13 protein-coding genes are annotated in these 12,727 nt (G+C 69.2%); 7 read left to right on the top strand and 6 right to left on the bottom strand.

Annotated elements, in window-relative coordinates; genetic code table 11:
• Positions 1-54 precede the first annotated feature (54 nt).
• The 6 genes from LDL21_RS03680 (at position 55) to LDL21_RS03655 (ending at position 5,314) form a co-directional block, all read left to right on the top strand.
• Positions 55-423, top strand: a complete 369-nt coding sequence (locus tag LDL21_RS03680) for a zf-HC2 domain-containing protein (RefSeq protein WP_181696535.1) — start codon at positions 55-57, stop codon at positions 421-423.
• A 10-nt stretch (positions 424-433) separates the two neighbouring features.
• The gene (locus LDL21_RS03675) at positions 434-1,972 is read left to right on the top strand and encodes a S1C family serine protease (protein WP_308017110.1); all 1,539 of its coding nucleotides are present in this window, start codon (positions 434-436) and stop codon (positions 1,970-1,972) included.
• A gap of 33 nt (positions 1,973-2,005) precedes the next feature.
• Positions 2,006-2,428, top strand: a complete 423-nt coding sequence (gene tatB / locus LDL21_RS03670) for a Sec-independent protein translocase protein TatB (RefSeq protein WP_067485778.1) — start codon at positions 2,006-2,008, stop codon at positions 2,426-2,428.
• A gap of 182 nt (positions 2,429-2,610) precedes the next feature.
• Complete coding sequence (locus LDL21_RS03665) at positions 2,611-3,468, top strand: hypothetical protein (protein ID WP_067485776.1); 858 nt, start codon at positions 2,611-2,613, stop codon at positions 3,466-3,468.
• Positions 3,469-3,584: 116 nt separating this feature from the next.
• Positions 3,585-4,157, top strand: coding sequence for a hypothetical protein (locus LDL21_RS03660; RefSeq protein WP_225278782.1), 573 nt, complete (start codon positions 3,585-3,587; stop codon positions 4,155-4,157).
• A 77-nt stretch (positions 4,158-4,234) separates the two neighbouring features.
• Positions 4,235-5,314, top strand: a complete 1,080-nt coding sequence (locus tag LDL21_RS03655) for an XdhC family protein (protein WP_225278781.1) — start codon at positions 4,235-4,237, stop codon at positions 5,312-5,314.
• Positions 5,315-5,570: 256 nt separating this feature from the next.
• Here the strand turns inward: LDL21_RS03655 and LDL21_RS03650 are convergent, their stop codons facing one another.
• From LDL21_RS03650 to dapE, 6 genes are read right to left on the bottom strand one after another with little or no spacing between them, the layout of a single operon-like run.
• Positions 5,571-6,509, bottom strand: a complete 939-nt coding sequence (locus LDL21_RS03650; protein WP_181696539.1) for a glucosyl-3-phosphoglycerate synthase — start codon at positions 6,507-6,509, stop codon at positions 5,571-5,573.
• Positions 6,506-7,372: a dihydropteroate synthase gene (gene folP / locus LDL21_RS03645; protein WP_181696540.1), complete on the bottom strand. Its 867-nt coding sequence runs from the start codon at positions 7,370-7,372 to the stop codon at positions 6,506-6,508. The genes LDL21_RS03650 and folP overlap by 4 nt, the downstream gene beginning before the upstream one ends.
• A 2-nt stretch (positions 7,373-7,374) precedes the next feature.
• Positions 7,375-9,141 (bottom strand): long-chain-acyl-CoA synthetase, encoded by a 1,767-nt coding sequence (locus tag LDL21_RS03640; RefSeq protein WP_225278780.1) that lies wholly within the window; start codon positions 9,139-9,141, stop codon positions 7,375-7,377.
• 9 nt (positions 9,142-9,150) lie between these two features.
• Entirely contained in the window at positions 9,151-9,705 is a 555-nt protein-coding gene (locus LDL21_RS03635; protein WP_225278779.1) for an LOG family protein, read from the bottom strand.
• On the bottom strand, positions 9,699-10,502 hold the full coding sequence (locus tag LDL21_RS03630) for an LOG family protein (RefSeq protein WP_181696543.1): 804 nt from the start codon (positions 10,500-10,502) through the stop codon (positions 9,699-9,701). Before LDL21_RS03630 ends, LDL21_RS03635 begins: the two co-directional genes overlap by 7 nt.
• Before the next feature lie 10 nt (positions 10,503-10,512).
• Entirely contained in the window at positions 10,513-11,613 is a 1,101-nt protein-coding gene (gene dapE, locus LDL21_RS03625; RefSeq protein ID WP_225278778.1) for a succinyl-diaminopimelate desuccinylase, read from the bottom strand.
• 117 nt (positions 11,614-11,730) lie between these two features.
• On the opposite strand from dapE, the gene dapD reads away from it, so the two are divergent.
• A complete protein-coding gene (dapD, locus tag LDL21_RS03620; protein WP_225278777.1) occupies positions 11,731-12,681 on the top strand; it encodes a 2,3,4,5-tetrahydropyridine-2,6-dicarboxylate N-succinyltransferase in 951 nt (316 codons plus the stop codon).
• Positions 12,682-12,727 lie beyond the last annotated feature (46 nt).

The following is a 12,727-nucleotide window of genomic DNA, read 5'->3' as shown; positions in this document are numbered from 1 at the left end:
AGCGGCCACACCCGGCCTGGTCGGGTTGATGTCGGTCGGAAGGAAGAACTCCGCATGAGCGTGGATCCAGCATCCTCAGGTCGCACACCGCGCTTTCAGCCCACCGAGCATCTGGCCAGCGAGGCGATCGCGGCCTACGTCGACGGCGAACTGCGCATGAACGCCTATCTGCGTGCCGCCCAGCATCTCTCGGTGTGCCCCGAATGCGCCGCCGAGGTCGAGGCCCAGCAGCAGGCGCGGATCGCGCTGCGCCGGGCGGGCGAAATCGCCGTTCCACGCAGCCTGCACGACAGCCTCAGCCGCATCCCGCTGGCCGAACTGCCCGCCGCCGCACCCGAACCTCCCCGCCGTAACGAGGCATTTCTCGGATTCCTGACCGATTCGTTCCCCGCAGCCCGGTGGACTACGTGGCGGCGCAAGTAGAGTCACGGGCGTGACAGGCGAATCGACGAATCCCGGATCGACCGACAACTCGGATTCGGCGGCGTCACGGGGGAATCTGCGGCCCTCCGACGCGCCGACCCTCGGCCCGCGTCCGGTGTACCGGCCGCACATCGACAGCCATACCGCGCACGCGTTCCGCCGCCCGAACGGCCAGACGGGTTCGTTCGCCCCGCACGACCCGATGCGCGGCGGCAAGCGTTCCGACGACGGCGAATTGGTCGATCGGCGGCCGCCGGACGGTGTGCTCGCCGAGGCGTTCGCCCGCCCCGACGGCTCCGACGAACTGTTGCAGCGCGAACCCGATTCCGGCGAATGCAAGATCGTCGTCGCGGGTCCGGTCGACCCCTGGCGTGACCCGGCCGCGGGCGCGCGCCTCGGCGCCCCGGCGATCGAGACACCCGAACCCGCCCCGCTGCCTGTCGCACCCAAATTGTCGGCCCGCGAGGTGCTGTTCGGCTCCCGGGTCGCGCCGAAAGCGCTGGCTCTGCTCGCCGTGATCGCGCTCGGTATCGCCGTAGTCGGCGGCCTGGTCGGGCGGATCACCGCCGAGACCGCGTCCACCCTCACCTCGCGCAAGGTCACCCTCCAGCAGAGCGAGAGCTCCGATTCCCCGCACGGCAAGATCGCGGCTGTCGCCGACGCGGTGCTGCCGTCGGTGGTGTCGATCCAGGTCATCATCGGTGACGGCGGACCGTCCGGCTCGGGGGTCGTCCTCGACGCCGAGCAGGGCTACATCGTCACCAACAACCACGTGATCTCGGCGGCGGCCACCGACAAGTCCGGCAACGCCAAGATCCAGATCGAATTCTCCGACAACACCCGGGTGCCTGCCCAGATCGTCGGGCGCGATCCCAAGACCGACCTCGCGGTGCTCAAGGTCGACGCCGACAACCTCACCGAGGCGAACCTCGGCCGCTCCGACGACGTGCAGGTGGGCGACGACGTGCTCGCCATCGGTTCGCCGCTCGGCTTGGAGAAGACTGTCACCTCCGGCATCGTCAGCGCGCTGCACCGCCCGGTGAGCCTCGGCGGCGAGGGCACCGACACCAATGCCGTGATCGACGCGGTGCAGACCGACGCCTCGATCAACCCCGGTAACTCCGGCGGCGCCCTCGTCGACATGGACGGCAGGCTGATCGGCGTCAATACCGCTATCAAGAGCAACACCGGTAACTCGGTCGGTCTCGGATTCGCCATCCCGATCGACGTGGTCACCTCCATCGCGCAGACCCTGATCCGCGACGGCAAGGTCAACCATCCGCAGCTCGGGCTCAGCGCGCGCACCAAGGCCGTCGCCAACGAATTGCGCAGCGGCGCCGCCGTGGCCGACGTGGTGGCGGGCGGACCTGCGGCCAAGGCGGGCATCGTCGAGGGCGACGTGATCGTCAAGGTCGGCGACCGTGTCGTCGAGGGTCCCGACGAACTGGTCGTCGCGGTGCAGTCGCACAAGATCGGCGAGCGGGTGAACGTGCAGTTGATCCGCGATGGCAGGCAGGTGGACGTGCCCGTCACCCTCGAATCCGACTGAGCTGCGACGACGCGCGCCGGGTAACCTGGGATCGTGTTCAGCAACATCGGGTGGAGCGAGATGATGATCCTGCTCGTCGCCGCCCTCGTGATCCTCGGCCCGGAGCGCCTGCCCGGGGCGATCCGCTGGACCACGTCGTCGCTGCGTCAGGTGCGCGACTACGCCAGCGGGGCCACCTCCACGCTCAAGCAGGAACTCGGCCCGGAGTTCGACGAGCTGCGCAAACCGCTCGCCGAACTCAACGAGCTGCGCGGGATGACACCGCGGGCCGCGGTCACCAAGCACCTGCTGGGCGGCGACGACTCGGTGCTGCGCGATCTCGAGAAGGCCGTGCCGGACCGCAAGGAGCTGTTCGGCACGAGCAGCGGAATGCCCGGCAGCGGGCCCTCGTTGTCGAAGGCGCCGAAGCCGTTGGAGCACAACGAGCGGCCGCCGATCGACTCCGACGCCACCTGACACCGGCGAACAGACCACACGGTCGTCATTTGCCACTCGATCGCGCGTAGCGCCGATGTCCGCGCCGACCTCGCCGTCTTTGTGGTTGCCGACAGGCATACCTCGATCGGCGTTGTGCGCCAAGACATTCGATGTCAATCGTTATAGACACGAATCGCCGTCCAGCTGTCTAGACTTCGCACATGTCGGCCGATGACGTGGCACGAGTCTTCGCGATCGAAGACAAGGTCGAGAGACTCAAAGCAGCCACCGACGGGGTGGCGGCTGCCCAGCAGACCATCAACGAACTCACCAGGATCCGCCGCGCCGTGATCCGCGAACTCCACGCCGAGGGCTGGACGTTCGCCCGCATCGGCGCCGCAGCGGGCTTGTCGCGGGCGCGCATCCACCAGGTGAGCACCCAGGGTCCGGTACCCGAAGGACTGTTCTTCGGGCACGGCACGCTCACCGTGCTGGCCCCGGAGGTACGCACGGGCAGGCTGCTCGGCGCACCCGATCCGGCGGCCGCGCAACGGCTGGCCGAACTGCTGCGCCAGCTCGGTTTCGTGGCGACGGTCGAGACGTTCCTGCCGGGCAGACCCATCGATCTCAATCGCGACGGCCTGGTGGTCCTCGGCGGCCCCGAGCTGTCGCCGAGCCTGCGTCAGCTGGTGGCGGCCGATCCACGACTGCGGCGCACCGTCACCCGCGCGGGCGACACCCGGCGCGGCATCGAGGACCGGGCCGCGCGCCGCGTCTACCGGCCCGGCGGCACCGAACCACACGACATCGCCTATCTGGCCCGGCTGCCCCGCCCCGACCGGCGCGGCACCGTGATGCTCATCGACGGGCTGCACCCGCCGGGTTCGCTGGGTGCGATCCGGTTGCTGGCCACCCGGCTGGCGACGCTGCACGAGCGGGCGAGCACGCATCTGTTCTCGGTCCTCATCGCCGTGCGGTACGACCGCACGACCGGCGAACCGGTCGATGCGGATCTACTCACCCCGGTTTATCGGCACGAAACCGACCAAAAGTCCGCTGCGAACCGGACTCGCCCATAACTGCATCTAAACAACGGGCACTTTGTGATCTGCATCACGGTAATGTTATAGATCACAACCCGAGCCCGATGGTTAGATTGCTAGCGAGTAACCGAGTGTGAGTAGGTGAGCTTCACATGTTCTCGTCTCCCGAGGCCAATGCCTGCCGGGTCCTGCCCGTGCGCGCGGTCGGCGTCGCGGGCCCCCGGCCTGTTTCCCCGTCCGATACCGAATCCGTCGGCGGTGAGGTGGTCGTGACGACCCACCGCGTGACCTACAGCGACCGTTTGAAGGTCTTCATCGGCCCGCACGAGGACGTGGACAGCTTCCTGCGCCCGCTGCGCCGGATGGACGGTCATCAGCGCTTCGCGCTCGATCTGACCGTGCTGCCCGAACCCATGCCCGCCACTGAGGTGACGGCCTCGGTGAGCGCGGCCCGCGGCGATCTGGCGCTGCGCTGCACCGGCTCGGCCGACGCGATGACGCTGCAGCTGCGCACGACGGTCGATCATCTGCCGCGCCGGTACACCCTCGGGTTCCCCGGCAGCCGCCTCGGGCTGCCCACGGTCTACGTGCCACACGGCGACGACGACACCTACGTCTACCCGGAGGAGGTCTTCACCGCCGAGTACGCGGCGCAGATCTTCCACGAGTTCTTCCACCAGGGCGTCGTGCCCGCCGGGCTGCAGCACCGCGAGATCCTCGACTGAGCTTTCGCCGCGCCGGGATGCTCGCGGTTAGCTAGGCTGGACTGAAAGGTCACAGTCGGTGGAGAGGCCGGTGGGCGATGCGCGATCTGCTCGGGCAGGTACTCGATCTGCTCGCCGACGGGCCCGTGGCGCTGGCCCGGATCGTCGACCGGATCGGGGCGGGGCCGCGCGATACCGGGGCCGCCATGGTGGTCTCCCCGGATGGTCGGGTCGTCGGCTCGCTCTCGGGTGGATGCGTCGAGGCGGCGCTGCTGGTGACGGCCCAACAGGTGCTCGCCGACGGCTCGGCCTGTGTGGAGCGGTTCACGGCAGCCGACGAGCTCACCGTCGGACTGCCGTGTGGCGGGGAGATCGAGGTCTTCGTCGAACGGCTCGACCACGCCGATCTGCCACTGCTTCGCGAGCTGCGTGCCGCGCTCACCGCGCACCAGCCCATCGCCTACGCCACGACTCTCGAATCCACCCCGGATCGCCGGCTGCTGCGGCCCGGGCGGGTCTCGCCGTGGCGCGGTCTCGACCAGGACGCGGCCGCGCTGCTCACCGCGGGCCACAACGGCATGGTCGGCGCCCAGGACTGCACGCCTGCCGCCGCGACCCGTCCCCGCACTTTCGTCCAGGTGTTCCGCTCCCCCGCCCGCATGATCCTGGCAGGCGCCAACGACTACACCCGTGCCCTCACCACCGCCGCCACCCAGCTCGGCTACCGCGTCACCGTCGTCGACGCCCGCGAAACCTTCACCACCCCGGCACTTTTCCCCACCGCCGACGAAGTGGTCGTCGACTGGCCCCACCGCTACCTGGCCGCCGAAGCCGCCGCCGACCGCATCGACGACCGCACGGTCGTCTGCGTCCTCACCCACGACCCCAAATTCGACGTCCCCATGCTGGCCACCGCCCTCGCCCTGCCGGCAGTCGCATTCATCGGCGCCCTCGGTTCCCGCCGAGCCCACCGCGACCGCACCACCCGCCTCCACGACCACGGCCTCTCCCCCACCACCATCGCCCGCATCCACAGCCCCCTCGGCCTCGACCTCGGCGCCCACACCCCCGAGGAAACCGCCGTCTCCATCCTCGCCCAGATCCTCGCCACCCGAACCAACACCTCGGCCCGCCCCCTCACCACTCTGACCGGCCCGATCCACCCCCGAACACCCTGAGCCCTTCGACCACCACCGATCCCCGCGCAGACCGTCTCCGCTTCCGATAACCGCGCCGCGGCCAATCGTGCACGCAGGTCGTCGAGTTCGGCGTCGGTCGCGCGGAAATGTCGACCGCGCCCACTCGCTTACGTGGATCGATACACACAACGAACTGCCGCTCGGAGTGGGCGGGCAGCCCCGCACAGTCGAGCCACGCGGCAAGGGCACACACGCCGACGACCGCCTCGTCGGGACGAGGCGGTCGGGGCAGGTGTCAGGCGGCGACCTGTTCGGGGCGGAGGGTTTTCATCGGGGGGCGGTCTTCGAGGGAGACCTCGGTGGTGTGGGGGATGAATTCGCCTGCGATGAGGGGGAATTGGGTGAGGGGGGCGCCGGAGTCGGGGACGCCGCTGCGGCGCAGGGCGGTGCCTAGGATCTGGCGGCTCATCACGCCGAGGTCGGAGAGGGGGCGGTTGCGGTGGGTGCGGACGCCGAGGTTCACCTGGGTGATGGCGTCCAGGCCCAGGCGGTCGTAGGTGTCGAGCAGCAGGCCGATCTCCACGCCGTAGCCGGGGGCGAAGGGGACGGCGGTGAGCAGTTCGCGGGTGCCCGCGTATTCACCGCCGAGCGGTTGCAGCACCTGGACCAGTTCGGGGCGCAGCGCCGCCAGCAGGGGGCGGGCGACCAGTTCGGTGACCCGGCCACCGCCGTTGGCGTCGACGGACTCGCCTTGGCGCAGCGGGCGCCGGTAGTAGGCCTTGGACAGGTGGGTGCCGGGCATGGTCAGCAGCGGGCCGAGCAGCTTGGGCACGAACGCCGGATCGGGATCGATGAGATCGGAGTCGACGAAGGCGATGAGGTCACCGGAGGTGCAGGCCAGCGACCGCCACAGCGCCTCACCCTTGCCCGCGACCGGTTCGAGCTCGGGCACGGCCTCCTCGCGGGTCACCACCTCGGCGCCCGCGCGCCGCGCCCGGGCGGCGGTGGCATCGGTGGATCCGGAGTCGAGCACGATCAGTTCGTCGACGAGGGTGCCGAGCAGCGGCCGGATACTGGCCACCACGTCGGCGACGGTGTCCTGTTCGTTGAGGGCGGGCAGCACCACCGAAACGGTGCGGCCCGCTTTGGCGGCGACCAGGTCGCCGACCGTCCAGTCAGGGGTGTCCCAGGTGTGGGTAGTGGCCCAGGCGGGCTCGCGGTGTTGGATTTTCATGCCAGACCTCGCAAAGTTCGTGCGGGGGGCCGGATGCCCTGGATCGCGGCGATCATGTCCACGACCCGCCGGGTTTCGGCGACTTCGTGAACCCGGAAGACCCGAGCGCCCGCGGCGGCCGACCACGCGGTTGCCGCCAGTGTGCCCTCGACCCTCTCGGTCAGACCGACACCTAGAGTCTCCCCGATAAAGTCCTTGTTACTCAGGGCCATCAGCACTGGCCACCCGGTTTTTACGAGACTGTCGATTCCACGCAACAACTCGAGCCCGTGATAGGTGTTTTTTCCGAAATCGTGAGTGGGATCGATCACGATTCCGTCGCGACGCACCCCGGCGGCGGCCGCGCGTTCGGCCGCGGCGGCCACGGTGGCGGTCACTTCGGCGACCACATCGGCGTAGCGGACCCGGTGCGGACGGGTGCGCGGCGCGGCGCCGCCGGTGTGGCTGCAGACGATCCCGGCACCCAGGTCGGCGGCCACGTGCACCAGCTCGGGGTCGGCCCCGGCCCAGGTGTCGTTGACGAGGTCGGCACCGGCCGCCACGGCGTCCCTGGCGACCTTGCCGCGCCAGGTGTCCACACTGATCAACAGCTCCGGGTATTTCTCCCGGATCGCCGCGACGAACGGAACCACCCGTCGCGTTTCCTCGGCCGCGTCGACCGTGTCGCCCGGCCCGGCCTTCACCCCGCCGATGTCGACCAGATCGGCGCCTTCGTCGACGGCCCGCGTCACCCGGTCCATCGCGGCCCGGTCGGTGAAGGTGGCACCCCGGTCGTAGAACGAGTCGGGGGTGCGGTTCACGATCGCCATCACCAGGGCGCGATCGGTCGGCACGGGCCGACCACAGAAGGTGGGTTCAGGCATCGCTATCGCGGAGCTCTACCCGCGGCGACGTCGTCGGCGTAGCCGTCGTAGGCCGGAACGTAGCCCTCGGTGGGTCCGCTGAGCACGTACAGCTGCCCCTCGGCATCGGCGGCGTAGCCCTGCTTGCGCAGTTCCACCTTGCGGCTCTTGAAGGTGGAGGTCTGCTCGAGTTCGGCGACCACCCGGACGAACAGCGGGACCGCGTAGAGCGGCAGCCGCTCGTACACAGTGGCGGCCAGCCCCTTGCCGTCGAATTCGGCGTCGGGGTGCAGGGTGATCGCGGCCATGCCCGCCTTGCCGTCGGTGCCGGGGATGTCCACACCGAACACCACCGCCTGCTCGACGCTCGGGTGCTGGTCGAGCGCACCCTCCACCTCGGTGGTGGCGACGTTCTCGCCCTTCCAGCGGAAGGTGTCACCGAGCCGGTCGACGAACGCGATGTGCCAGAAGTGCTGGTCGCGCACCAGGTCGCCGGTGTCGAACCAGCAGTCGCCCTTCTTGAAACCGTCGCGGACCAGCTTGGATTCGGAGGCCTTCGCATCGGTGTAACCGTCGAAGGGCTGACGGTTGTTCACCTTCGCCAGCAGCAGTCCGACACCACCGGAGCGCACCTTGCGCAGCTTCCCGTCCCGTCCGCGGCGCGGCTTACCGGTCTCGTCGTCGTATTCGACCACCGCGTACGGCAGCGGGCACAGCCCGGCCGTGCGGTCGACACCGAAGGCGTTGACGAAGGCCAGCGGCGCCTCGCTCGACCCGTAGAACTCCACCACGCGGTCGATGCCGAAGCGGCGGCGGAACTCGTCCCACAGTTCCGGCCGCAGCCCGTTGCCGACGACGAGCCGCACCCGGTTGTTGTCCTCGTCGGGCCGTACGGGCTGGTTGAGCAGGTAGCGGCACAGCTCACCGATGTAGATGAACGCCGTCGCCCCTTCGCGGGCGATCTCGGCCCAGAAGTTGGAGGCGGAGAACTTGCGCGCGAGCACATAGGTCGACTCACCGGCCAGCACCGCCGACAGCGCTACTGTGAGCGCGTTGTTGTGGTACAGCGGCAGGCAGCAGTACAGCGCGTCGTCGCCGCGCAACCGCACGCCGAGACCGCCGAGCCCGGCCATGCTCTTGGTCCAGCGCAGGTGGGTCATCACGCTGGCCTTGGGCATGCCGGTGGTACCGGAGGTGAAGATCAGGAACGCGCGTTCGCCCGCCGTCACCTGCTCACAGACCACCGGATCGGAAGCTGTTGCGCCACGCGCGGATTCGGCGAGCTCCTCGGACATGAGCACGGTCGCCGGTGCCTCGGGCAGCGACTCGAGCGCTTCGACGCATTCCTCGCCGACCACGACCAGCGCGCTGTCGAGCAGACCGATGCTGTGGGCCAGCACCTGATCGCGCTGGTTGTAGTTGAGCAACCCGACGGTGGCGCCGAGCTTGAGCACCGCGAGGACGGTGAACAGCGTCTCGGGACGGTTGGTCATCAGCACGCCGACCACGTCGCCGCGATCGACTCCGCGCGCGGAAAGCACTGCGGCGTACCGGTTCACCTCGCTGTTGGCGGCGCGGTAGGTGTAGGAACGGCCTTCGAAGCGCAGGAACACCCGGTCGGGCCGCCGGTGGGCGAGCCGCTGGAAGTACTTGCCGATGGAGGCTTTGTCCTTGGGCCCCACCAGCATTCCCGGTGCGTTGCGCAGCATGCGCGGTGCGTCCATGGCCATGCCAGGCAGCTTCTTGGCCAGGTCGAACACACTGACGGTGTCGCGGGCATCGTTGCTCACGTCGATCTCCTACCCTCGGGCCGCGGCCGGTGTCAACGCGGCGAACGCGGCTGGCAGGTCGGCGGCCACGACGATGCGGTCGCGCGCCTGCTGTGTGACAATCTTGCGCTCGAACAGTTCGTCCAACCAGCCGAACAGCCCGCGGTAGAAGCCGTCGGCGTCGAGGACGACCACGGGTTTGGTGTGTTCGCCCAGGTAGCCGCCGGTCCAGGTTTCGAAGAATTCCTCGAGCGTCCCGACACCACCGGGCAGGGTGAGGAAGGCGTCGGCGCGTTCCTCCATCAGCTGTTTGCGCTGGCGCATGGTGTCGGTGACGAGCAGTTCGTCGGCGGCGGTATCGGCGACCTCGCGGTGCACCAGATGCTTGGGGATCACCCCGACGGTGTGCGCGCCGCCCGCCCGCGCGGCCGCCGCGACCGCGCCCATCATCGACACCCGGCCGCCGCCGGACACCAGTTGCCAACCGCGACGGGCGATTTCGGTGCCCACTTGAGACGCCAGGTCGATCAGTTCCGGTTCGGTTGTACTCGCCGAGCAGTAGACGCAGATCGAGTAGCTCACCACTGGTCCTCTGTGCCGAGCCGTTCGATGTCGCTGTTGCCGCCGCCGGTCGCCTCCTTGACGATGCGCACCACGTCTTCGACGCTGTCGGTGACCTGGATGAGGTCCAGATCCTCCGGCGAGATCTTGCCCGACCCGGCCAGCGAATTGCGCATCCACTCCACCAGCCCGGACCAGTAGGCGGTGCCGAACAGGATGATCGGGAAGCGGGTGATCTTGCGGGTCTGCACCAGGGTGAGCGCCTCGAACAGTTCGTCGAGGGTGCCGAAACCGCCGGGCAGGCAGACGAAGGCCTGCGAGTACTTCACGAACATCGTCTTGCGGACGAAGAAGTAGCGGAAGTTGATCCCCAGGTCCACCCAGTCGTTGAGGCCCTGTTCGAACGGCAACTCGATGCCGAGGCCGATCGAGTACCCGCCCGCCTCCGAGGACCCACGGTTGGCCGCCTCCATCGCCCCGGGACCGCCGCCGGTGATGATCGCGAAACCGGCGTCGGTGAGCGCCGACCCGATCGCCCGTGCCGCCGCGTACTCGGGGTGGTCGACCGGCGTGCGCGCCGAGCCGAACACCGTGACGGCGGGCGGCACCTCGGCCAGCGCGCCGAAGCCCTCGACGAACTCGGCCTGGATCCGCAGCACCCGCCACGGATCCGTGTGCACCCACTCGCTGTCCTGACGGGTGTCGAGAAGATTGCGGTCCGCGGTCCGCGCTCCCGGCTTGCGTTCGCGACGGAACATCACCGGCCCCCGGAACTTCGGTTTGGCCTTCCCCACCTGTTCATCCACGGATTCGCTCGACATGTCCTCCACGCTACTGGGCACCCGCGGTGAGGTAGGTGCGCAGCATGGCGGTGACGGCGGTGATCTGGCTGAGCGGGACGTGTTCGTCGCGCTTGTGGGCGAGGTTGGGGTCGCCGGGGCCGAAGTTCACGGCGGGGATGCCACGGGCGGCGAAGCGGGAGACGTCGGTCCAGCCGTACTTGGCGCGCACTCCGCCGCCGCCGTGGGCGTTGACCGAGTCGATGAGGCTGCGCGCGGCCGGTGCGGTGAGACCGGGCAGGGCGCCGGGCGAGGAATCGGTGACCCGGAAACTCACGTCGAGCCCGTCGAAGACCTCGCGCACGTGGGCGACGGCCTGCTCGACCGTGCGGTCGGGGGCGTAGCGGAAGTTCACGTCCACCTCGGCCACGTCGGGCACCACATTGCCCGCGACGCCACCGGAGACGCGCACCGCCGAGAGCCCTTCGCGGTACACGCAGCCGTCGATGTCCACCTGACGCGCCTCGTAGGCGGCGAGCCGTTCCAGCACCGGCGCCAGCGCGTGAATCGCGTTCTCCCCCAACCAGGCCCGCGCCGAATGCGCACGCACACCCGAGGTGCTCAACCGCACCCGCAGCGTGCCCTGGCAGCCCGCCTCGATCCAGCCACCGGAGGGTTCGCCGAGCACGGCGAGGTCGCCGTGGAGCCACTCGGGCATATCCCGTTCGATGTGGTTGAGGCCGTTGAACTCGGCGGCGATCTCCTCGCCGTCGTAGAAGATGAGCGTGAGGTCGTGGGCCGGGTCGGTGATGGTGGCGGCCAGGTGCAGGAATACCGCGTCACCGGACTTCATGTCGACGGTGCCGCAGCCGAACAGCACCGGCTCCCCGTTCACCTCGGCGGGCCTGCTCGGCACGTTGTCGGCGATGGGCACCGTGTCCAGGTGCCCGGCCAGGATCACCCGGGTCGGCAGGCCGAGGTTCGTGCGCGCCAGCACCACATTGCCGTGGCGCTTGATCTCGAAACCGGTGGTCTGATCGCGCAGCGCCTGCTCGACCAGGTCCGCGATGGCGGCCTCGTCGCGGGAAACGCTCGGCACATCGACCAGAGCGGCGGTCAACTGGACGGGGTCGGCGCGCAAATCGAGAGTCACATCTCGACAGTAGTACGCGGGTACGACGCCGTGTCCGGGTGCGGGAATCGAACCGGGTGGTCCAACGCACAGCCCCCGCGCCACCTCGACATCGATCGACGCGGCAAAATGTGGCCCGTGAGCACTCAAGGAGCAAGCGCAGTCGGTATCGCCACCATCACCTCGGACGGCACCGTCCTCGACACCTGGTACCCGAGCCCGGAGCTGGGCGAATTCACCGAGACCGGCTCCCAGCGCCTCGACGCGGCCGACGCACCGGAGTTCGCCGACCTGCTCGGCCCCGACAAGGCGCGCGGCGTGGAGGTGGTCGCGGTACGGACCACCATCGCCGACCTGTCGGCGGCTCCCACCGACGCCCACGACGTGTACCTGCGCCTGCACCTGCTCTCGCACCGCCTGGTCCAGCCGCACGGCCTGAGCCTGGACGGCCAGTTCGGCCTGCTCAGCAATGTGGTGTGGACCAACCACGGCCCGTGCGCGGTGGAGGGTTTCGAGCAGACCCGCATCAAGCTGCGCGCCCGTGGCCCGGTGACCGTGTACAGCATCGACAAGTTCCCCCGCATGGTCGACTACGTGGTGCCCTCGGGTGTGCGGATCGGCGACGCCGACCGCGTCCGCCTCGGCGCCCACCTGGCCTCGGGCACCACCGTCATGCACGAGGGCTTCGTGAACTTCAACGCGGGCACCCTCGGCAACTCGATGGTCGAGGGCCGTATCTCGGCCGGTGTCGTGGTGGGCGACGGCTCCGATATCGGTGGTGGCGCGTCGACGATGGGCACGCTGTCGGGCGGCGGAACCACCGTCATCTCGGTCGGTGAGCGCAGCCTGCTCGGCGCCAACGCGGGTCTCGGCATTCCGCTCGGCAACGACTGCGTGCTCGAGGCGGGCCTGTACCTGACCGCCGGAACCAAGGTCACCGCGCCCGACGGCACTGTCGTCAAGGCCGCCACCCTGGCCGGGCAGAACAATCTGCTGTTCCGCCGCAATTCGACCACCGGTGCGGTGGAAGTGGTGCCGCGCAAGGGCACCGGTATCGAGCTCAATGCGGTGCTGCACGCCAACGACTGAATCCCGCATTCGGCAATATCGCATTTATTGCGGTTTGTTGACGACG

Origin of the sequence: Nocardia rosealba, from assembly GCF_020216065.1 — a bacterium.
GTDB classification, from domain to species: domain Bacteria; phylum Actinomycetota; class Actinomycetes; order Mycobacteriales; family Mycobacteriaceae; genus Nocardia; species Nocardia rosealba.
This window is presented reverse-complemented; position numbering and strand designations above follow the sequence as displayed.

Coding starts and splice junctions, on each gene's coding strand:
- LDL21_RS03680 (WP_181696535.1), top strand. CDS start 55: ATGAGCGTGGATCCAGCATCCTCAGGTCGCACACCGCGCTTTCAGCCC.
- LDL21_RS03665 (WP_067485776.1), top strand. CDS start 2,611: ATGTCGGCCGATGACGTGGCACGAGTCTTCGCGATCGAAGACAAGGTC.
- LDL21_RS03660 (WP_225278782.1), top strand. CDS start 3,585: ATGTTCTCGTCTCCCGAGGCCAATGCCTGCCGGGTCCTGCCCGTGCGC.
- LDL21_RS03655 (WP_225278781.1), top strand. CDS start 4,235: ATGCGCGATCTGCTCGGGCAGGTACTCGATCTGCTCGCCGACGGGCCC.
- LDL21_RS03650 (WP_181696539.1), bottom strand. CDS start 6,509: ATGAAAATCCAACACCGCGAGCCCGCCTGGGCCACTACCCACACCTGG.
- folP (WP_181696540.1), bottom strand. CDS start 7,372: ATGCCTGAACCCACCTTCTGTGGTCGGCCCGTGCCGACCGATCGCGCC.
- LDL21_RS03630 (WP_181696543.1), bottom strand. CDS start 10,502: ATGTCGAGCGAATCCGTGGATGAACAGGTGGGGAAGGCCAAACCGAAG.